The organism is Synechococcus sp. H60.2 (assembly GCF_047462315.1).
In the GTDB taxonomy this organism is placed as follows: Bacteria; Cyanobacteriota; Cyanobacteriia; order Thermostichales; family Thermostichaceae; genus Thermostichus.
In genome coordinates, this window is sequence record NZ_JANSIZ010000012.1 from 20,990 (window position 1) to 40,325 (window position 19,336).

Here is a 19,336-nt window from a genome sequence, read left to right on the forward strand (position 1 = left end):
CCCTGGCCCTAAAGACGGTCTGCCGACCGGCTGACCGTAGAATGGATTCCTGCCGTTCAACCTTTAGGTTCTTGGGGAGAGCGGAATGGGGGTGGCTGTGAAGAGGGAAGGGACAGGGGGGATCCCCTCACCTGTCGCGGTGGCCTGGTCGGGGAGAGTGGGGCGGTGGCTGGCGGTGGGATCCCTGCTCCTGGGACTCCTGCTGGGGCTGGGCGGCTGTGGCGTGGGATCCCAGGGGGAAGTGAGGATTCTCCTAGCTTCTTTTGCGGTGACCCGCGATGCCTACCGGCAGATCATCCCTGCCTTTGAGGCCCACTGGCTGGCCCAGACCGGCCAACGGGTGCGCGTAGAAAGCAGCTACGCCGGCTCGGCCACACAAGCGCGGGCGGTCATTGACGGGCTGGATGCTGATGTGGTGGCTCTGGCCCTGGGCCTGGATGTGGAGCGCCTTGTGGCTGCCGGTCTCGTTCGACCAGGCTGGGAAAGCCGCACGCCCAACCAAGGGATCGTCACCCGCTCAGTGGCGGCAATCGTCACGCGGCAGGGCAACCCCCACGCTATCCACTCTTGGCTGGATCTGGCCCGGCCCGGCTTGCAGGTGATCACCGCCAACCCCAAAACCTCAGGGGGCGCCCGCTGGAACTTTTTGGCTCTCTGGAGTGCTGTCCCTGAACCCCAGGCCCTGGCCTTCACCACCCAGGTCTACAAAAATGTCCGCGTTCTGCCACGGGACTCGCGGGAGGCTACGGATGTCTTTTTCCAAAAAGGGCAGGGGGATGCCCTGCTCACCTACGAACAGGAGGTGATCCTGGCCGGCCTGCGCGGCCAGCCCTTGCCCTACGTGGTGCCGGATCCCAACATTTCCATCGACAACCCCGTAGCCGTGGTGGATGCCACGGTGGAGCGCAAAGGAACCCGCGCCGTGGCCGAAGCCTTTGTGAACTACCTGTTTACTCCAGAAGCGCAGCGGGCCTTTGCCGAGGTGGGTTTCCGTCCGGTGGAGCCGACGGTGGCGCAAGAGTTTGCCTGGCGGTACCCTTCCATCGAGAAGCTGGTAACCGTTGCCGACCTGGGCGGCTGGGAAGCAATCCAAAACCGCTTCTTTGCCGATGGGGCTGTGTTTGACCGCATCCAAGCTGGGTTGTAGGGAGCCTCCCTTGTTTTGCATCCCCATTCAAGGTATCCTGGGAGCAGTATCAACGGTTTGTTGACAGGTTTACCGTAGATTAGAGGCTCCCTACCTCCTCAGGGATAGGCAGCGCCATCCGGCCAACCCTTAGCTAGGCAGAACCTATGGGCATCACCATTGCAGGGGTATCGAAGCGTTTTGGGCAGTTTCAGGCTCTCCACCCTACGGATCTCACCATTCCCACGGGATCCCTGGTTGCCCTGTTGGGACCGTCGGGTTCCGGCAAATCTACCCTCTTGCGCCTGATTGCCGGCCTAGAAAAGCCGGACACGGGGCGGATTTTCCTCACCGGGCGGGATGCCACCCATGCCAGCGTCCAGGAGCGCAACGTCGGCTTTGTCTTCCAGCACTACGCCCTGTTCAAGCACATGACGGTGCGGCAGAACATCGCCTTTGGCCTGGAGATCCGCAAAGCTTCGCGGGCTGAGATCCGGGCACGGGTGGACGAGCTGCTGGAGCTGGTGCAACTGTCGGGGTTGGGGGATCGCTACCCCTCACAGCTTTCGGGGGGACAGCGGCAGCGGGTGGCTCTGGCCCGCGCCTTGGCGGTGGAGCCGCAGGTGTTGCTCCTGGATGAGCCCTTTGGGGCGCTGGATGCCAGAGTGCGCAAGGAGCTGCGCCAGTGGCTGCGGCGCCTGCACGACGAGGTACACGTCACCACCGTCTTGGTCACCCACGACCAAGAGGAAGCCATGGAGGTAGCCGACCAGATCGTGGTCATGAACCAGGGGCGGATCGAACAGGTGGGATCCCCTGCCGAGATCTACGATCACCCGGCCACCCCCTTTGTCATGAGCTTCATCGGCCCGGTCAACGAGCTCTCTCCCCGCTCCCTGTTATCTTGCCAGCTTCCCGAGGCCCAGGCGGGCCCGCACCAGCTCTTCTTGCGCCCCCACGATGTGCAGATCGAGGTCAACCCCAATAGCAGCGGCGTCTCGGCTTGGGTCAAAGAGATCATCCACCTGGGGCGGGAGATCCAGGCGGAGCTGATTCTAAGCGATGGCGGATCCCTGTGGGCCCACCTCAGCCGCGAGCAATATGCCAGCCAGCCGCTGCAGGTGGGGCAGCAGGTCTATGTCCGCCCCAAGGTGGTCAAGGCCTTTCCCCTCAAAAAAAACGATAAGAAAACTGCCATGACCCCGCTGGCAATGGCGGGACGGAGTCCGATGTCGCTGGGAGCTTGAGGAAAGTTGCAGCAAGCCGGGTTTCAACTGTCTTGGCCGTGGCGGCTGAGCTTGGGCTATCTCTTCCTGATGTTGGCCTTGCCGCTGGCGGCCTTGATCGCCAAGTCCAGCAGCGTCGGCTGGGCGGAGTTCTGGCGGATCGCGACGGATCCGGTGGCCCTCTCCGCCTATGAGGTTACTTTTGTAACCGCGCTGCTGGCGGCTTTGGTTAACGGCGTAATGGGCACCCTGACGGCTTGGGTGTTGGTGCGCCACGCCTTCCCCGGCAAAAAGCTCCTCGAGGGGTTGATCGATCTGCCCTTTGCCCTGCCCACGGCTGTGGCCGGCCTCACCCTGGCAACCGTTTACAGCAGCAACGGCTGGATTGGATCCCTTTTGGCCCCCTTGGGGATCCGCATTGCCTTTACCCGGCTGGGGGTGGGGGTGGCGATGCTGTTTATCTCTTTTCCCTTTGTGGTGCGGACGGTACAGCCGGTGCTGCAGGAGCTGGAACGAGATGTGGAAGAGGCGGCCTGGAGCTTGGGCGCCTCCCGCTGGCAGACCTTCTGGCGGGTGGTGCTGCCCCAGATTTTGCCCGCCGTGTTGACCGGCGTAGCCCTAGGGTTTTCCCGTGCTGTGGGTGAATATGGCTCCATTGTTATCATCGCCTCTAGCATCCCCTTCCGGGATCTCATCGCGGCAGTGCTGGTGATCCAGCGGCTGGAACAGTACGACTATGCCGGGGCAACGGTGATCGGGACGGCGATGCTCGGGATCTCGTTCCTGTCGCTGGTGGTGATTAACCTTCTGCAAGCCTGGGGAAGTCGCCATGAAACCTGACGGGATAGCGGGTGTCCAACCGGAGCCATCGACAAACCCTTGGCTGTCGGGCCTGTTGATCGGCATTGTCGGGCTCTACATCGCCCTGCTGCTTGGGATCCCGGTGGTGAACATCTTTTATCAGGCGTTTCGAGAAGGGATCCCAGCTTTTCTCCAGCACCTGACCGAGCGGGAGCTGCTCAGCGCCCTCCGATTGACGGTGCTGACGGCGCTGGTTGTTGTTCCCCTCAATACTTTTTTTGGCCTCTGCGCCGCCTTGGCCTTGGCTCGCCGCCGTTTTCCGGGGCGGGCTTTGCTGCTCAGCTTGATCGATCTGCCCTTTTCCATTTCCCCGGTGGTGGCTGGCCTGATGCTGGTGCTCCTCTTTGGCCGTCAGGGTTGGCTGGGATCCTGGAACCTGCGGGTCATCTTTGCCTTTCCGGGCATTGTGCTGGCCACGGCTTTCATCACGCTCCCTTTTGTGGTGCGGGAGGTACTGCCGGTGTTGGAAGAGGCCGGCAGCGAGGAAGAAGAAGCCGCCAAAACCCTGGGGGCCAATTCCTGGCAGATCTTCTGGCGCATCACCCTACCCAACATCCGCTGGGGACTCCTGTACGGGGTCATCCTGACCAATGCCCGCGCCATGGGGGAGTTCGGCGCTGTCGCGGTGGTCTCTGGCAACATCATTGGCCGCACCCAGACCCTTCCCTTATTTGTGGAAGATGCCTACCGCAGCTATGCCACGGGCTCGGCCTATGCGGCGGCAGTGGTGCTCTCCTTGCTGGCGGTGGTAACCCTGGTGGCCAAGGAGCTGCTGGAGCGGGGATCCCCTTCCCGCCGCATCTTCTAGAGGTCTGTTGGGATCTTTGCAATCAACGCTCTAACCCCCCTCTCCCTGAGGGAGAGGGGCCGGGGGTGAGGGCAGCCATGACCGTCATCGGCTAGGGTGTGGCTTAGACAGACTCGGTGAGGATCTCGGGCAGACAAACCTGGGTGCCCCCCAGGCCACAGTAGCCGCGTGGGTTTTTGGCCAGGTACTGCTGGTGGTAGTCTTCGGCGTAGTAGAACTCTGGGGCGTCCAGGATCTCAGTGGTGATTTGGCCGTAGCCGTGGGCGCTCAGAGCCTGCTGGTAGAGATCGCGGGTTTTTTCCGCCAGCTCCCGTTGTGCCGGGGAATAGACGTAGATGCCGGAGCGATACTGGGTGCCCACATCATTGCCCTGGCGCATCCCTTGGGTGGGATCGTGGTTTTCCCAAAACACCTTCAAAAGCTGCAGGTAGCTAATCTGGCTGGGATCGTAAACCACCCGCACCACCTCGTTGTGGCCAGTCAAACCGGTGCAAACCTCCTCATAGGTGGGGTTGGGGGTATACCCGCCAGCGTAGCCCACGGCCGTGGTGAACACCCCGGGCAACTGCCAAAACTTGCGCTCCGCTCCCCAAAAGCAGCCCATGCCGAACAGGGCCAGCTCCATGCCCTCGGGAAAAGGGGGCTTTAGGGGCGTGCCCTTGACGTAGTGCCGGTTAACGATTGCCATTGGCTCGGAGCGGCCCGGCAAAGCCTCTTCCGGCGTGGGCAAGGTCAGCTTCTTGCTCAGTTTGCCAAAACCAAAGAGCGCCATGGCGGTAGCCCGATACATTCGTTAACATCTACCAGCCTAGCGTAGATAGCCGCTCTTGTCTCGAGAAAAGATTGGCAAGGGAGCGGCCTGGGGATTTCAGACCGCCAGCTCCACAACCACAGGGGCATGGTCGCTGGGCTTTTGTAGCCGCCGCGGCTCGACGTCGATCCAGCAGGCAGTGGCCTTGTCCTGGAGCGGGGGAGAAAGGTAGAGGTGGTCGATGCGCCAGCCGCGATTCTTCTGAAACCCTCCGGCCCGGTAGTCCCACCAGCTAAAATGTCCGGGATCCGGGTTAAACTTGCGAAAGGCATCCTCAAACCCCAAAGCCAGGATCTCCCGCAGGGCCTGCCGTTCTGGCTCCGAGGCCATGATTTCTCCGGCCTTTTGGGGATCGTAGATATCGCGGTCTTCCAGGGCAATATTAAAGTCCCCACAGAGCAAGATGGGATCCCCTTGGCTGAGGGCAACGGCCAGGTAGTCCTTCAGCGTGGCCAGCCAGCGCAACTTGTAGGCGTACTTGTCGGATCCCACCGCCTCACCATTGGGCACGTAGAGGTTGAGAATGCGGATCCCGTGGTAGAGGGCACCGATCAGCCGCTTTTGCTCGTCCAGGTCTGCAGCCGCCGACAGCAGCGCGCCAAACCCCCGCTCCACCTTCTCCGGCACCTCCCGGCTAATTACGGCCACGCCGTTGTAGGACTTTTGCCCGTACACCTCCACATGAAAGCCTCGCTCCTCAAAGGGGGCGCGGGGAAAGTCCTCATCCACCACCTTGGTCTCCTGCAAGCAGAGCACATCCAGGGATCCCTGCTTGTCTAGCCAAGCCAAAACTTGCGGCAACCGGGTGCGAATGGAGTTGACATTCCAGGTGGCCACTTGCATAGCAGCAGGTTCCCAAGACAACGCTCAGGCCACCATTTTGGCCAAACCCAGGGGATGGATCCCCTGGGGCGAGACTGCGATCCGGTAGGGCAACACCTCGACCCCCGCCTGCAGCGCCTGGCGAAACAGATGGGCATAGCGGGGATCCCGTTCTGCGCCAGGGGCGAACTCGGTGCAATCGGCACGGTTGATCCAGTACAGCAGCAGAGCCCGCTGCCCTTGCCGGCGGATCTCAATCAAATCTTCCAGGTGTTTTTGCCCGCGAGTCGTCACCGTATCCGGGAAGAGGGCGCGGGATCCCACGGCCCAGGTGGTATTTTTAACCTCTAGGTAGGCCAAGCCAGAGTCTCCTATCAGCAGGAAGTCGATTTTGCTCCTGCCGCAGGTCACTTCCCGTTGCCAACAAGAAAACCCCGCCAACTGGGGAAACCACCCTTGTTCCAGCCCCCATTCCACCAGGCGATTGGGCAGGCCGGTGTTGATCCCCACCCACACTCCTTCCACCTGGATCATCTCCCAGGTGTAGGCCAATTTGCGCTTGGGATCGGGGTGATGGGAGAGGTACACAGGTGCCCCTACCTGGCAAACCCCCGTCATAGGCCCAGTGTTGGGGCAGTGAGCGGTTACCTGTTGCCCATTTTCCAGCTCCACCTCGGCAAAGAAGCGCTTGTAGCGGCTGCGCAACACCCCTCTGTGCAGGGAGGTCGGGAAACGATAGGGCAGCGCCCCCTGTTGGCCTGTCATTCGCAAGAGCTCTCCGATAAGTATTTTTTCTTTAGGATTTTGGAAGTCTTCCAGGGGTGGGGTGTTTCCTGCGCTAGGGTAAATGACGTATCTCCCCGGCCAGGGCCTTTTTTTGCCGATGCCTTGTTCCTATACCTCTCAATATCCTATCTTTTTCTATCCCTTTGCCAAAACTTGGAGAAGAAAGCCCGAATGTTGCGTCTTGATCCTGAGCCCGGCTTTCAGCCCCCGGATCCCTTCCAGGACAACCGCGGTCGCGTGGCCATCTTCATCGACGGATCCAACCTCTTCTATGCCGCCCTGCAGATGGGCATTGAGATCGACTACACCCGCCTGCTGAAGACGCTGACCGGCCGTTCTCCCCTTCTGCGCTCCTTTTTCTACACCGGCGTCGATCGCAACAACGAAAAGCAGCAGGGGTTTTTGCTCTGGATGCGTCGCAACGGCTACCGCGTGGTTACCAAAGAGCTGACCCAACTGCCCGATGGATCCAAGCGGGCCAACCTGGATGTGGAAATTGCTGTGGACATGTTGTCGCTGGTGCGTTGGTACGAGACGGCAGTGCTGGTGAGCGGCGATGGGGATTTGGCCTACGCGGTCAATGCCGTCAGCTACCAAGGGGCACGGGTGGAGGTGGTCAGCTTGCGTTCCATGACCAGTGACCAACTGATCAACTTGGCAGATCGCTACATCGACCTAGAATCCCTCAAAGACCAAATTAAGAAGACCAATCGCCCCTCCTATCTGTACCGACCCGGGTTCACCACCGACGAGGAGGATGAGGGGTAATTTTTCTCTCACCCCCCCACCCCAAAGGAGGGAGTTCAGCGAGATGGCAAAGTTGAAGGGATCCCCTGCAGCAGGTAAACGGGGTTAAGGGGGGCGAAGCGGGTGCCTTCTGCCAGGGCTGTGGAGCGGGAGATCTGGATGTGTTCTAGCCGCACCTGCCAGCCCTGCGAGCGCAGCCATTGCAGGGTTTCGCTGCAGGTTTCCAGGGTGGCAAAGTTGGCCACCAAGATCCCCTCAGGCCGCAGGCGGGCCGCCACCACCGGCAGCAGATCGCGGATCCCTTTGCCGCCTCCCCCCAGCAACACCCGATCGGGATCCGGCAAGTCGGCCAGCACCTGGGGCGCTGCCCCGGGGATCACGTGCAGGTTCTCCAGGCCGAAGCGTTGGCGGTTGCGCCGGATGAGACAAATACCCATGGCGTTGCGCTCAACGGCATAGACCTGGAGCTGGGGGGAGAGGCGGGCGATCTCTACAGCCACGGAGCCGGTGCCGGCCCCGACATCCCACACCACTCCCTGCCGCGGCAATTGCAAGGCCCCCAGGGTGAGCAGGCGGATGGGTTGCTTGGTGATCAGGCCGGGCTGGTCGGGAAAGGTGTGGAACTGATCGTCGGGGATCCCGACTAGGGGCCAGCGGCGGGGATCCGGTTCCGGGTCAACGCGGCGCAACACCACCAGATTGGGGCTGGGGAAAGCGGAGTTCTCACCTTCCTGCAGAGGCAGGATCTGCTCGTGGGGGGATCCCAGTTGGCTGCATACCCAGCCCTGGTAGCGCACCGGCAACTGCAGGTCGGCAATGAACTGGGCCAAGCTGGCTGGCGTGTGCTCTGGGTCGGTAAGCACCACAATCACAGGGGATCCCTGTTTGAGAGCGGGTTCCAACGGCTCCATTCCCCGCCCGTGCAGACTGAGAATGGTGGCCTCCTGCCAGGGGATCTGCAGGCGGTTGAGGGCCAACTGCACCGAGCTGACTTGGGGGTAAAAAGCCAGTTGCTCCGCCGGGAAATACTGGGTCAGCAGGCGCCCAATCCCAAAAAACAGGGGATCCCCGCTGGCCAATAAAACCAGGGATCCCTGTGCCAGCTCCTTTTGCAAAAGCGGGATCCAACTTTCCACCGATCCAGTAAGCCGGATCTGGCGAGCCGGATGGTCGGCAAAGTGCTGCAGCAGGCTGGGGGGCCCGGCCAGGGTTTGCGCTTGGGAGAGGGGGGGAATCGCCCAAGAGGCCACCGAGCCATCTCCAGCTACCCCTACGACCGCAAGCTGAGGCAACCGGCTCGCCATCTAGCGTTCGACAGGCGGGTGGTACTGGCGCATGTGGTTGAGAAAATCCAGGCGCAGCTCCGCTACCTCCCGCTGCATCTCCCGCATTTCCCGAATAAAGCCCAGATGAGCCTCGATCAGGCGGCCATCCCGCTCCCGAAATTGCTCCATCATCATGGCTTGCGCTTCCCTCAGCTCGGCAAACCCGGCCTGCATATCGCGGCGAGACTCCTGGATGGCCCTCTCCAGCTCATCTCCCCGCTCTTCGTTCTGGCGAATCCGCTCCTGGTTGTGCTGAATTAACGCCCGGATCTCCTGGATTTCGGTCTGGAGCTGGGCCTCGATGGCCTGCCGCTCGGCTCGCATTGCAGCCATCTGGGCCTCAAAGCGCTCGGCGGCCCGCTGCTGTTCGGCCCGGATCTCGGCGATCTCGGCGGAGAAACGCTCAGCGGCCCGCTGCTGCTCAGCTCGGATCTCGGCGATCTGAGCTGCAAAGGCCTGTCGCATTTCCGTCATCTGGGCCTCAAAGCGCTGGGCGGCCCGCTGCTGCTCAGTTCGGATCTCGGCGATCTGGGCTGCAAAGGCCTGCCGCATTTCCGTCATCTGGGCCTCAAAGCGCTGGGCGGCTCGCTGCTGCTCAGCCCGCAGCTCTTGAAGCTCTTCTTGTTGGAGCTGAAGGTTGCGGATCAGCCACTCCTCTTGTTCGGGGGTCATGGGAAAGGCCTGAAGATGTCGTTCCAATTCTAGTCAGTTGGGAATGGGATCCCGGCGGGCGGCCAGCAGTAGAGCATTGACGATGGCAGCGGCCACCGGGGATCCGCCTTTGCGGCCCTCCACCCGAATCTGGGGGACATCGGTTTGTGCCAATGCCTGTTTGGCCTCCTCCACGGCCACAAAGCCCACCGGCACCCCGATCACCAGGCTGGGCCGGATCCGCTCTGCCCGAATCTCTTCCACCAGCGCCAGCAGCGCCGTGGGCGCATTGCCGACAACAAAGATGGCTTCCGGGTAGCGGCGGGCCACCTGGATCATCCCCTGGGCAGTGCGGGTTTGCCCTGCCGCGGGGGGGTCTTCCACCCAGTCCAAAGCGCAATAGAGCGGGATCCCCTGCGCCTCAAGGCCAGCTTGGATCCCGGCAGCCACCATCCTCACATCCACCACCACGGGCCTTTGCTGCCGCAGGGCCGCCAGCCCCACCTCGACCGCCGTGGGGCTAAACACAAAGCGATCCCGCAGCTCAAAATCGGCAGTGGCGTGGATGGCGCGGCGCACGATCTCGTAGGGGATCCCTTGCCACGGGTGGGGGCCGATCTCTTGGTCAATCTGGCGAAAGCTGGCCGCCGTAATGGGGTCTATCCAAGCTGTCTCATCCATCATCTCAGCCATCGTGGGATCCACAGGCGGAGCCATGGTTCGGCTAGGGTGGTTTCTACGTCCTGCTGACGCGAGCAGTCTTGTTCGGGGAAAGTCGTGCAGAACGTCCAGAAAAGCTGTGCTCAAAAGGGTTACCTGAGAGAGACGCCCCTTTAGTTCCACTCTAGACGCCCCGAAGCAGCCGCTAAGTTCGGTCTATGCTGGTGGAGATGGGCCTGTTGTTGTCACACGCTCCTCCCTTGCCTGAACCCAACTCTTCTCCCTCTGCTGCTGTCGGTGGGGCAAGCTCCCCTCCCCTCGCGCCGCCCCCCTCTTCGGTCGGCAACAGGGATCCCCTTGCCGTGCTCCCTCGCTATGGCCATTCCCAAACCTGGCTCTGGCGTGGCTGGTCTATCCATTTCACCTACACCCCCAGTCGCGCCCAAACCTCCAAGGGCCAGGTGAACTTGACGGCGGCTCCGGCCATCTTGATCCATGGCTTGGGAGCCTCGGTGGGCCATTGGCGCCATAACATTGTTCCCTTGGGATCCCAGCGCCCCGTCTATGCCCTTGACTTGCTGGGATTTGGGAAAAGCGCCAAGCCGGAGATCGCCTACAGCGTCCATCTGTGGGTGGAGCAGGTGTACGAGTTTTGGTATGCCCACGTCCAACAGCCCAGCATCCTGGTGGGCCACTCCATCGGCGGGTTGGTGGGGGTGATCGCGGCTGCCCGTTATCCTCAGATGGTGAAGGGCCTGTGCTTAATCAGTTGTGCCGATGGGCCCCACCCGGAAGAATTGCCCTCTCCCTGGGATGCCCTGGTTCAAGCCCTCTGCGAAGGGATCCTGGCTGTTTTGGGCTGCCCGCTCACCTATCCCCATTTGTTTAACTGGCTGCGACAAACCGAGGTGCTGCGGGCTTGGATCAAAAACGTCTACAAGCGAGACGAGCAGGTGGACGACGAGCTGGTGCAGATCTTCCAGAGGCCTGCCTTTGAGCCGGGGGCAGCCCACGTGTTTTTGGATAGCCTGAGAGCCATCCTCTGCCGTCGCTTCGACAGCCCCAAGCGCCTGTTGCCCACCCTCAAAATGCCGATTTTGCTCCTCTGGGGCCAAGAAGATCCGGCGGTGCCCAGCTTTTTGGCAGACCAATTCAAGCGCTGGCAGCCGGCTCTTACGTTGGTGAAGCTGCCAGGGGTAGGCCACTGTGCTCACGACGAGCTGCCCCACTGGGTCAACACCCTCATCAGCGAGTGGGCAGCGAGCCTGGAGACTTGCCCCGACTTGTCCACCCACCTTCGCAGGGATCCCGCGGCTGACTAGTCCAGCCAGTTGCCCTGCCAAGGTTCAGCAGTGTCCTCCCTGCTATCAGTGAAACCTTATGATCGCGCCAGGTGGGAACCTCCCTCTCCCGGTGGGAAAGGGGTTAGGGCCAAGGGATCCCTTTAGTCCTCTGGGGGCAGCTTGAGGATCTGACGCTGAGGCATCCCCTGCCAGCGCTGGATGAGGTCGCTGTCGATGCCAAACTGATCCAGGGCCTTCACCACCACAAAGTCCACCAAGTCCAAGAGCGTACGCGGCTGGTGGTACCAGGCTGGAATGGCCGGCACGATGCGCGCTCCCGCCTCCGCCAGGGTGGTCAGGTTGCGCAGGTGAATGAGACTAAAGGGGGTTTCCCGCGGCACGATGACCAGGCGGCGGCCTTCTTTGAGCTGCACGTCAGCCGCCCGCTCCAGCAGGTCAGAGCTTAGCCCCGCTGCCAACTTGGCTACTGTGCCCATGCTGCATGGGATCACCAACATCCCCTGCGTGCGGTAGGAGCCGCTGGCGATGGTTGCCCCCACATCTTGCCAGCGGTGGCAGACCAGGGATCCGCCCTCACTTTCGGCCTGCTGCCGCCAAAATTGGGCCTGCCGCTGGGGATCCGCTGGCAACGGCACCCCTTGCTCCCCTTGCCACACCTGATAGGCTGCTTTGGAGGCCACCACCTCGACGCGGTAATCCAGGCTGAGCAGAACGTGCAAGGCACGCACGGCATAGAGCATCCCGGAGGCGCCCGATATACCAAGGATGATCGGCTGGGAGGAGTTCAAGGGCAGGCGGGAAGGGGCTTTACCTCAGTTTACCGACTGCCGAGGCCCCTCGGCTCTAGGCCTTGGGCTGGGCGATGTCGAACTCGGCGTCGTAGTCGAAGTCCTCGTCTTCCTCGACCCAGTCTTCCTCCAGCCTATCGTCCTCTGCCAGCTCCTCCTCTAGGCGGAGCTTCTCTGGGTACTCCTCGTCCAGCCCCAAAGCGGCTCGCTCTTCCCGCCTCCTGAAGCGCTCCAAAGCCGCTGGCGTGATGAAGGGATAGGGCAGCCCCTGCGCTTGCGCCTCCTCCAGCGCTGCCCGGTAGCTCTCCACTTCCTTGATGTCGATTTTCCAGCCAGTGAGACGGGCGGCCAGGCGCACATTTTGCCCCTCTTTCCCGATGGCCAGGCTGAGCTGGTCGCTGGTCACCAGCACGTGGGCCTGTTGGATCTCCGGATCCACCAGCCGCACCTCCACCACCTTAGCCGGGCTGAGGGCGTTGGCAATGTAGGTGGCGGGATCCGGTGACCAACGGATAACGTCAATTTTCTCGTTGCGCAGCTCCGCCACCACCGCCTGAATGCGGGATCCCCTCGCCCCGATACAGGCCCCTACCGGATCCACGTCTCGCTCCACCGTATCGACGGCAATCTTGGTGCGCGGCCCCACGTTGCGGGAGGGTGGGTTGGCCTCCCTCGCCACTGCCACGATGCGCACAATATCCTCTTCGATCTCCGGTACCTCGTTGGCAAACAGGTTCACCACCAAGCCGGCATCAGCCCGGGAAACCAAAAGCTGCGGCCCCCGTCGGGATCCCTCATAGACCTTTTTGAGATAGACCTTCATCACGGCGTTAGGGACATAGCGGTCACTGGCCAACTGCTCCTTCTTGGGTAGCTCGGCTTCCACCTCGGGCCGCCCAAAACCGCTGGATACCGCCATGATCACCGTCTGTCGTTCCGTGCGCAGCACCCGTGCCTGCAACACGGTGTTTTCCAGGTCGCGGAACTCTTCTTGAATCAGGCGGCGCTGCTGGTCACGCAACTTCTGGGCCAGCACCTGCTTGGTTTGGATGGCCGCCATGCGGCCAAATTCCGCCTGTTGGGGAGTGACGTCATTGGTGACTTCCCAGCCGACTTCGGCTTCCGGGTAGTCCTGCTGCACGTCGTACAGAGAGATTTCGTGATCTGGATCCCGTACCTCCTCGACAATGGTTTTAGTGGCCAAAATGCGAAAGCCCCCTGCCTCCACATCCAACTCCACATCGAAGTTGCGGAAGTGGTCTTCTTCAAAGACAACATCTCGCTGAATGGTTTTGCGGTAGCGTTCGTAGCCCTTGAGCAGCGCCTCCCGCAAGGCATTAGTGACCACATGGCGGGGCAAGTTGCGCTCCCGCGAAATCATCTCCACCATTTCTGCCAAACCGGGCAGAGGCACCATCGACATAAGCTGTTGTCCTCCTAATGCAACTTAAGCTGGGATGAAACTGCTATCACGGTTGCTCCGCAATCCTGACGGGAAATGCATCGTCGCACAGCAGGTAGCTCCGACGCGAAGACAAGGCAACCCACTTCGCGGCCGAACGTCCTCTCTATCCCCATTCCTCTACTCGGTTTCCGCCTCTGAGAGGACAACCCGCTGCACCGAAGCGCGGGGCAACTGCACGCGCCGCCCCTTGAGGGATAGGGCAACTTTCTCCTCATCCCGACCCAGCAGATGCCCTGACCAGACAGCTTTGCCCTTGTAGGGGGGATCCACCGTCACCTCCACCGCAAACCCTTTGAAAACCACAAAGTCGCGGTCGCTAATGAGGAGGTTGCTGATGCCAGGGCTGGAGACCTCCAGCACATAATGGCCGGGGATCAGATCCACCCGATCCAGCTCCACTTCCAAGGCCTGGCTCATGGCTTCGCAATCGGCATGGCTGGTTTCCTGCTCCGGATCCAGCGGACGGATGTCCACCCGCAGCACTGGCGGATACTGGTTGGTGTGAAAAACCATCTGTACCAATTCGTACCCCAGTCGAGCGGCCAAAGGACGGGCCAAGCTCTCCAACTGCGGGATAAGAGGGTGAACCATAGCCAACTCATCGCCAACTCGGTGTAACGGCCAGATCCCAGCCCATCGAAGCTGGAGTCGGCAGCGGGGGCATCTTTCCCCTAAAAAAGCAAAGAAGTGGGTGCTACCCACTCCCCGTTGTCATTGCGGAGATTCTTGGGAATCTACCTGCCGTTGCGGGGGGCTTTGGGCAGGCTTTTTCCTCAACTGTCATCTTAGAATATCTTGTCGGATTTGGCCAGAGGGATCTCTGTAAGCCAGATCTGCAAAAGGCCACATCTATAATGTGGACAGCCGCGGATTTGCCCAGACACCCAGCCGCATTCTGTGGGGTTTCCTATGACTGTTGCTTTTTCCTATCCCATCTTTGGCCCCAGCATTCAATGCCCCCACTGTCGGCAGACGATTGCGGCCCTTACCCTGACCGACACCTACCTCTGCCATCGCCACGGCGCCTTTGAGGCAGATCCCGAGCAAGAAGAGCTGGTTCACCTGCAATCAGGACGGCGTTGGCGCCTCTGGGAAGGCCGCTGGTACCGCCAGCACACCCATGCCGATGGGATCCGCTTCGAGATTCACGAAGAGCTGGATCGTCTGCGCATGCAGGGGATGCGGGCCACGCAGGTGATTGTGGCTGAGCGCTACCGCCCCTTGCTTACCCCCTATCTGGAGCAGGGATCCCACCGGCGCCCCGGCCCACCCCGCCTCTACGGCCTGCCGGTTAGTTTCAGCTCCCAGCTGCCTGAAGGAGCCGGTGGACCACCGCAGCGCTGGCGAGTGATCAACTTCGAGCTGATCTGCGAGCTGGATCCGGCCATGCGACAGCCGCAATCCCGGCTGCAGTGCTGTGACTAGCCTTCCTGGGATCCCTCCTCTAGATGGGGGGAGGCTATACCCCAGTAGTTGACACTTCCCCAGCTCAAGTTGGGGGATTCTTACGCAGTCCACAAGCTCATAAAGACGTTGTCAAACTGCCTCTACACAGTTCTTTGAGGCGGAACCCCAAGGTTCTGCTGACCTTCTTCAAGCCGTCCGGGCAGATTGGGGTTGGGGGGCAGCTTTAGGGAGTAGAGGCCGTAGCAGGCCAGCAGCCAATTCAGCAGTCGGGCCACCACGCGGGCAGTTGGCCGCGTTGCGGATCCCACCGCCACTCCCCCCAAAGAAAGGCCGATCACAGGGCGGGCGGCGAAGATAGCCTCACAGGTCTGCAACAGTTGAAACCAACTCAGCCCCCCCGGTTCCGGGTGGTGCACCGCCGGCACCAAAGAAGGATCCAGCACACTGCAGTCCACCACCAAAAACACCGGCTGCTCCGGCAAAGCCTCCACCACCTGCTGCGGATCCCAGCCATCCTGGGCCCAGAAGATCGGGCTGGAGTGTTTTTTGAGCCAGGCGTAGGCGCGGGCACTGCCGCTGCGCAGCCCCACATGCACCACCGGCAGCCTATGCTGGTAGAGCAACTCCACCCAGGCGGCGTTGCCGTAGCCCACATCTTGATCCGGCTGGGTCATCTCCGCGGGCGGCATCAGGTTGGCATGGGCACTGCAATGCACCACACTTAGGGCGAGGTAGTGCTTCCAAAGGGCACGAATGGCCCCCCAACTGGCAGCCAACACCGAGGGCAGCAGCACCGGCCACTGTTGCCGTCGCCAAGCCTGAATAACCGCCGCCTCACACATGCCGTAGGGCGGCTCATCCACCAGCCCCGGCAACTGCGCCACTGCTATCTCGTCCACATTGATCCCCAACCGCGGCTCAAAAGCACACAGCTCAGCACCGGCGTTGAGGATGGCCATTGGCGCCTGCGTATCTGGGCCAAAGGCAGTGGGAATGAGAACCACCCTGGCGTTGGCCTGGGAACTGGGATGGAGGGACCACTGGGCCATGGGCGTCGTTCCTGTTCCGAAGATAGGGGGGTCTCTGGACTGCTTCTATGGTGGCTCACAGGATGGGCCGAGATCTGGCCGCGCTGGATCTGCTACGAAAAATTACAGTTCCTGACCTAGCCTGGGGTCAAAAATCGGGTCGATGGTAGATTCAAAGTGCTCCGCGCCGCAACTCCAAGCGCGGCCTAACAACGCAAACGACAACGAGCGAGAAGGTAGGCTATGGCTGTGATGGAAGGCGATCCCCGTCAGGGGGCAAAGTTGCCCCTATTCGGGGGATCCACCGGAGGGCTGTTGAGCGCAGCCGAAACCGAGGAAAAATACGTGATCACCTGGACAGGCAAGCCGGGGCAAGTGTTTGAAATGCCCACCGGCGGCGCTGCCGAGATGGTGGAGGGCAAAAACTATCTCACCTTCGCCCGCAAAGAGCAGTGCTTGGCTCTCGGCGCCCAGTTGATCTCCGAGTTCAAGATCAAGGACTACCAGATCTTCCGCATCCCGGCGGGTGGACAGCCAGAACTGGTGCATCCCAAGGATGGTGTCTTTCCCGAGAAGGTCAATGAGGGCCGCCAGCCTATCGGCAAGGTGGATCACAACATCGGCAAGAACAAAGAGCCAGTTACCTACAAATTCACCAACGGGAAGCCCTGGGACTAATTCCGGCGACCTTTGTCTTTCTGCCTTGTTGGATCCCCTGGCTAGTTCAGGGGATCTTTTCCACCGGCAACCGGTTTGAAAGGGTTCAGCGCTGTTAGCCCTCACCCCCCGCCCCTCTCTCCGAGGAAGAGAGGAGGCGGAAGGTCATGTTGGGAAGAGTCGGATCTTTTGTCGGGCTGCCTTTGGCCAAAAAAGCTCCAGCAAAGCTGGAGCTGTACCTGCACCCTGACAGGGCCTGGGCAAGCCTACTTGGCAACCGCCGCGAAGAACTCCTTGGATTTCACCGGGTCGGGGTTCATCGTTCTCTGGCCGGGCTGCCAGTTGGCCGGGCAAACTTCATCGGGGTGAGCTTGCACGTACTGGATAGCCTGCAGGGTGCGCAAGGTTTCATCCACGCTGCGGCCAAAGGCCAGGTTGTTGATGGTGGCATGCTGGATGATCCCTTCTTTGTCGATGATGAACAGGCCGCGCAAAGCCACACCTGCCGCCGGATCCAAAACATTGTAGGCGGCGCTTATCTCTTTCTTGAGGTCGGAGACCAGCGGATACCTCAGCTCGCCCACCCCGCCGGCTTTGCGGTCGGTTTGAATCCAGGCCAGGTGAGAGTATTCGCTATCCACCGAGACGCCGAGGATCTCCGTATCCAACTTGGCAAACTCGTCGTAGCGATCGCTGAAAGCTGTGATCTCCGTCGGGCAGACGAAGGTGAAGTCCAGGGGGTAGAAGAACAGCACCACATACTTCTTGCCCCTGTAGTCCGAGAGCCTGACCGTCTTGAATTCCATGTCGTAGACGGCAGTGGCCGAAAAATCGGGAGCGGGCTGCCCCACCCGCAGACATGCTTCCTGAGACATCAGTCGACGCTCCTTACGGTAAAGTACAAATGTAAACCAAACCTAACATACCATACTCATAATGACTTTGGCTTGCCAGTCGGCCAGACTGGAGCCCTGGGCTCCCCTTTCTTTCTCGTCGCTGGGCTCTGCCAGGTCAGGGAGTCGCTTGCCATGAGGGTGGCGCTAGAGTTCCTCTACCACTTCTGTTGTGACCGCTGCCGGCGGTGGTGGAGCCAAGCGGACGTGGAGCCCCAGCCAGGGGATCGCCTCTATTGCCCCTATTGCGGCTTTCAAAATTGCATAGAAGGCATCGACACCTTCCGCGACGCCGCACGGGGCAGTTGCCTGACCCGTCCCCCCGATGCTCCTTCTGCCAAGCTGCCCAGAATCGGGGATCGGCCTCAGGATCTGGGATCCCCAAGCTGATCTAGCCGTTCACCGCATCCGCCAAGCTGCCCAGGTGGGGAGGCAGCCAGGAGTGGGATTCGGCCTCCGGCAGCGAAGAATCCAAGAGCGAGTGGCAGGGGTGGCGCTCTTCCAAAAGGGTGGTAGAACAGCAGCAGCTATAAACCTCCAGGTAGTCGTCCGGCTCTGCCTCGAAAATGGCATACTGGCCGGGGAAGAGGGTGCGCTCCCAGTGGCCGGGAATTGTTCGGATGACCTGAACCTGCTGAGAACGGTTGACGAAAACGTATCTTTTCATTGCGTTTTTTTAATCGCCTTAAGAAAAACTTATTGGCTTTAAGACAGGCTATCACCCTTGATCCCCAGCCGACAATAGCCAACGAGCAAGACGGGGATCGCTCTTTCTGCTTGACTTTGGGCGATTTGTTTTCTCAGCTTATGAAAGCTTAGGGAAGGGGATCCCGAGAAGAAGCCCGCCTGGTAAACTGAGGGGAAGAGTCTGAAGATATCCTTAAGTTGGCCTTCATCAGTACCAAGGGGGCACGCCGTGGACAACAAGTTGGGGCTAGAGATCATCGAAGTGGTGGAGCAGGCTGCCATCGCCGCGGCCCGCTGGATGGGCAAAGGCGACAACAAGACTGCCGATCAGGTGGCCGTCGAGGCCATGCGGGAGAAACTGAACCAGATCCCCATGCGTGGCCGCATCGTCATTGGGGAGGGAACCCGCGATGAGGCCCCCATGCTCTACATCGGGGAAGAGGTGGGCATCTGTACCCGTCCGGACGCCGAGCAGTTCTGCCGCGTGGAAGAGCTGGTGGAAATTGATATTGCCGTGGATCCCTGCGAGGGGACCAACCTGGTGGCCAAGGGCCAAAATGGCTCCATGGCGGTGCTGGCCATCTCCGAGAAAGGCGGCCTGCTGCACGCGCCGGACATCTACATGCAGAAGCTGGCGGCTCCTCCTCAGGCTAAGGGCAAGGTACATCTCGACTATCCGCCGGAAAAGAATCTTCGGATCATCGCCGAAAGCCTGGATCGGGAGGTCTCAGATCTAACGGTAGTGGTGATGGATCGCAAGCGCCACGTCGATCTCATCCGCCAAATCCGGGAGGCAGGGGCGCGGGTGAAGCTGATTACCGACGGCGACATCTCGGCGGCCCTCTCGGCAGGCTTCAACGGCACCGGCATTCATGCTCTCATGGGAATCGGGGCGGCTCCTGAAGGGGTGATCTCAGCAGCGGCGCTGCGCTGCTTGGGCGCCCACTTCCAGGGGCGTCTAATCTACGACCCCGAGGTGGTGCAGGCGGGCACCTACCTGCCACCGGTGGAAGAGACACGACGGCAACTGAAAGAACAGGGCATTGAGGATCCCGACAAGGTGTGGGAATGCGAAGAGCTGGCCAGCGGCAAGGAAGTACTCTTTGCCGCCACCGGGATTACCGATGGCGACCTGATGCGCGGGGTGCGCTTCTTCGGCGGTGGGGCCCGCACCGAGACCTTGGTGATCTCCAGCCAGTCCCGCACAGTGCGCTTCGTGGATACCATCCACATGAAAGACGGCCAACAGCCCCGCAGCCTGCAACTGCGCTAAAGGATCCCCTG

Annotated in this window: 22 protein-coding genes; 10 read left to right on the plus strand and 12 right to left on the minus strand. The window is 61.1% G+C overall.

The features are described from left to right. Positions 1-85 precede the first annotated feature (85 nt). The 4 genes from NW845_RS03265 to cysW all read left to right on the plus strand — a co-directional run bounded on the left by NW845_RS03265 (position 86) and on the right by cysW (position 4,021). Entirely contained in the window at positions 86-1,147 is a 1,062-nt protein-coding gene (locus NW845_RS03265; RefSeq protein ID WP_414376812.1) for a sulfate ABC transporter substrate-binding protein, read from the plus strand. A gap of 146 nt (positions 1,148-1,293) precedes the next feature. Continuing rightward, positions 1,294-2,373 (plus strand): sulfate/molybdate ABC transporter ATP-binding protein, encoded by a 1,080-nt coding sequence (locus NW845_RS03270; RefSeq protein WP_414363939.1) that lies wholly within the window; start codon positions 1,294-1,296, stop codon positions 2,371-2,373. 6 nt (positions 2,374-2,379) lie between these two features. After that, the gene (gene cysT / locus NW845_RS03275; RefSeq protein WP_414363938.1) at positions 2,380-3,192 is read left to right on the plus strand and encodes a sulfate ABC transporter permease subunit CysT; all 813 of its coding nucleotides are present in this window, start codon (positions 2,380-2,382) and stop codon (positions 3,190-3,192) included. After that, positions 3,182-4,021 (plus strand): sulfate ABC transporter permease subunit CysW, encoded by an 840-nt coding sequence (cysW, locus tag NW845_RS03280; RefSeq protein ID WP_414335334.1) that lies wholly within the window; start codon positions 3,182-3,184, stop codon positions 4,019-4,021. The genes cysT and cysW overlap by 11 nt, the downstream gene beginning before the upstream one ends. Before the next feature lie 103 nt (positions 4,022-4,124). Here cysW and msrA read toward each other — a convergent pair whose 3' ends face one another. The 3 genes from msrA to sfsA form a co-directional block, all read right to left on the minus strand. After that, positions 4,125-4,793 carry a peptide-methionine (S)-S-oxide reductase MsrA gene (gene msrA / locus NW845_RS03285; RefSeq protein ID WP_414335345.1) on the minus strand — a complete coding sequence of 223 codons (669 nt, stop codon included), beginning with the start codon at positions 4,791-4,793 and terminating at the stop codon, positions 4,125-4,127. Positions 4,794-4,889: 96 nt separating this feature from the next. Continuing rightward, positions 4,890-5,675 (minus strand): exodeoxyribonuclease III, encoded by a 786-nt coding sequence (gene xth, locus NW845_RS03290; RefSeq protein WP_414335333.1) that lies wholly within the window; start codon positions 5,673-5,675, stop codon positions 4,890-4,892. Positions 5,676-5,699: 24 nt separating this feature from the next. Then, positions 5,700-6,419 (minus strand): DNA/RNA nuclease SfsA, encoded by a 720-nt coding sequence (sfsA, locus tag NW845_RS03295; RefSeq protein WP_414376814.1) that lies wholly within the window; start codon positions 6,417-6,419, stop codon positions 5,700-5,702. A 192-nt stretch (positions 6,420-6,611) separates the two neighbouring features. Between sfsA and NW845_RS03300 the strand changes: the two genes are divergently transcribed. Further along, on the plus strand, positions 6,612-7,208 hold the full coding sequence (locus tag NW845_RS03300) for an NYN domain-containing protein (RefSeq protein ID WP_414363936.1): 597 nt from the start codon (positions 6,612-6,614) through the stop codon (positions 7,206-7,208). 35 nt (positions 7,209-7,243) lie between these two features. On the opposite strand, the gene cbiE is transcribed toward NW845_RS03300, so the two are convergent. From cbiE to NW845_RS03315, 3 genes are read right to left on the minus strand one after another with little or no spacing between them, the layout of a single operon-like run. Further along, the gene (gene cbiE / locus NW845_RS03305; protein ID WP_414363935.1) at positions 7,244-8,491 is read right to left on the minus strand and encodes a precorrin-6y C5,15-methyltransferase (decarboxylating) subunit CbiE; all 1,248 of its coding nucleotides are present in this window, start codon (positions 8,489-8,491) and stop codon (positions 7,244-7,246) included. Then, complete coding sequence (locus NW845_RS03310) at positions 8,492-9,184, minus strand: hypothetical protein (RefSeq protein WP_414376816.1); 693 nt, start codon at positions 9,182-9,184, stop codon at positions 8,492-8,494. A 33-nt stretch (positions 9,185-9,217) separates the two neighbouring features. After that, positions 9,218-9,880, minus strand: a complete 663-nt coding sequence (locus NW845_RS03315) for a cobalt-precorrin-8X methylmutase (protein WP_414336912.1) — start codon at positions 9,878-9,880, stop codon at positions 9,218-9,220. 161 nt (positions 9,881-10,041) lie between these two features. Here NW845_RS03315 and NW845_RS03320 point away from each other — a divergent pair, with 161 nt between their 5' ends. Further along, positions 10,042-11,145 (plus strand): alpha/beta fold hydrolase, encoded by a 1,104-nt coding sequence (locus tag NW845_RS03320; RefSeq protein WP_414376818.1) that lies wholly within the window; start codon positions 10,042-10,044, stop codon positions 11,143-11,145. 122 nt (positions 11,146-11,267) lie between these two features. Here NW845_RS03320 and NW845_RS03325 read toward each other — a convergent pair whose 3' ends face one another. The 3 genes from NW845_RS03325 to rimP all read right to left on the minus strand — a co-directional run bounded on the left by NW845_RS03325 (position 11,268) and on the right by rimP (position 13,971). Then, positions 11,268-11,915 carry a flavin prenyltransferase UbiX gene (locus NW845_RS03325; RefSeq protein WP_414376820.1) on the minus strand — a complete coding sequence of 216 codons (648 nt, stop codon included), beginning with the start codon at positions 11,913-11,915 and terminating at the stop codon, positions 11,268-11,270. A gap of 55 nt (positions 11,916-11,970) precedes the next feature. Then, positions 11,971-13,338, minus strand: coding sequence for a transcription termination factor NusA (gene nusA, locus NW845_RS03330; RefSeq protein ID WP_414363931.1), 1,368 nt, complete (start codon positions 13,336-13,338; stop codon positions 11,971-11,973). Positions 13,339-13,497: 159 nt separating this feature from the next. Next, positions 13,498-13,971 (minus strand): ribosome maturation factor RimP, encoded by a 474-nt coding sequence (gene rimP / locus NW845_RS03335; RefSeq protein ID WP_099812470.1) that lies wholly within the window; start codon positions 13,969-13,971, stop codon positions 13,498-13,500. 318 nt (positions 13,972-14,289) lie between these two features. On the opposite strand from rimP, the gene NW845_RS03340 reads away from it, so the two are divergent. Beyond that, entirely contained in the window at positions 14,290-14,805 is a 516-nt protein-coding gene (locus NW845_RS03340) for a TIGR02652 family protein (RefSeq protein WP_414372246.1), read from the plus strand. Positions 14,806-14,927: 122 nt separating this feature from the next. Here the strand turns inward: NW845_RS03340 and NW845_RS03345 are convergent, their stop codons facing one another. Then, complete coding sequence (locus NW845_RS03345; RefSeq protein WP_414363928.1) at positions 14,928-15,836, minus strand: arginase family protein; 909 nt, start codon at positions 15,834-15,836, stop codon at positions 14,928-14,930. A 222-nt stretch (positions 15,837-16,058) separates the two neighbouring features. On the opposite strand from NW845_RS03345, the gene NW845_RS03350 reads away from it, so the two are divergent. Beyond that, positions 16,059-16,493 carry a photosystem I reaction center subunit II PsaD gene (locus NW845_RS03350; RefSeq protein ID WP_414363927.1) on the plus strand — a complete coding sequence of 145 codons (435 nt, stop codon included), beginning with the start codon at positions 16,059-16,061 and terminating at the stop codon, positions 16,491-16,493. A 245-nt stretch (positions 16,494-16,738) separates the two neighbouring features. Here NW845_RS03350 and NW845_RS03355 read toward each other — a convergent pair whose 3' ends face one another. Further along, complete coding sequence (locus NW845_RS03355) at positions 16,739-17,347, minus strand: peroxiredoxin (RefSeq protein WP_414376822.1); 609 nt, start codon at positions 17,345-17,347, stop codon at positions 16,739-16,741. A 153-nt stretch (positions 17,348-17,500) separates the two neighbouring features. Between NW845_RS03355 and NW845_RS03360 the strand changes: the two genes are divergently transcribed. Beyond that, entirely contained in the window at positions 17,501-17,755 is a 255-nt protein-coding gene (locus tag NW845_RS03360) for a hypothetical protein (RefSeq protein ID WP_414376824.1), read from the plus strand. A gap of 1 nt (position 17,756) precedes the next feature. On the opposite strand, the gene NW845_RS03365 is transcribed toward NW845_RS03360, so the two are convergent. Beyond that, the gene (locus NW845_RS03365) at positions 17,757-18,032 is read right to left on the minus strand and encodes a DUF1830 domain-containing protein (protein WP_414363923.1); all 276 of its coding nucleotides are present in this window, start codon (positions 18,030-18,032) and stop codon (positions 17,757-17,759) included. Positions 18,033-18,281: 249 nt separating this feature from the next. On the opposite strand from NW845_RS03365, the gene glpX reads away from it, so the two are divergent. Next, a complete protein-coding gene (gene glpX / locus NW845_RS03370; protein ID WP_414376826.1) occupies positions 18,282-19,325 on the plus strand; it encodes a class II fructose-bisphosphatase in 1,044 nt (347 codons plus the stop codon). The last annotated feature ends 11 nt before the right edge of the window (positions 19,326-19,336 follow it).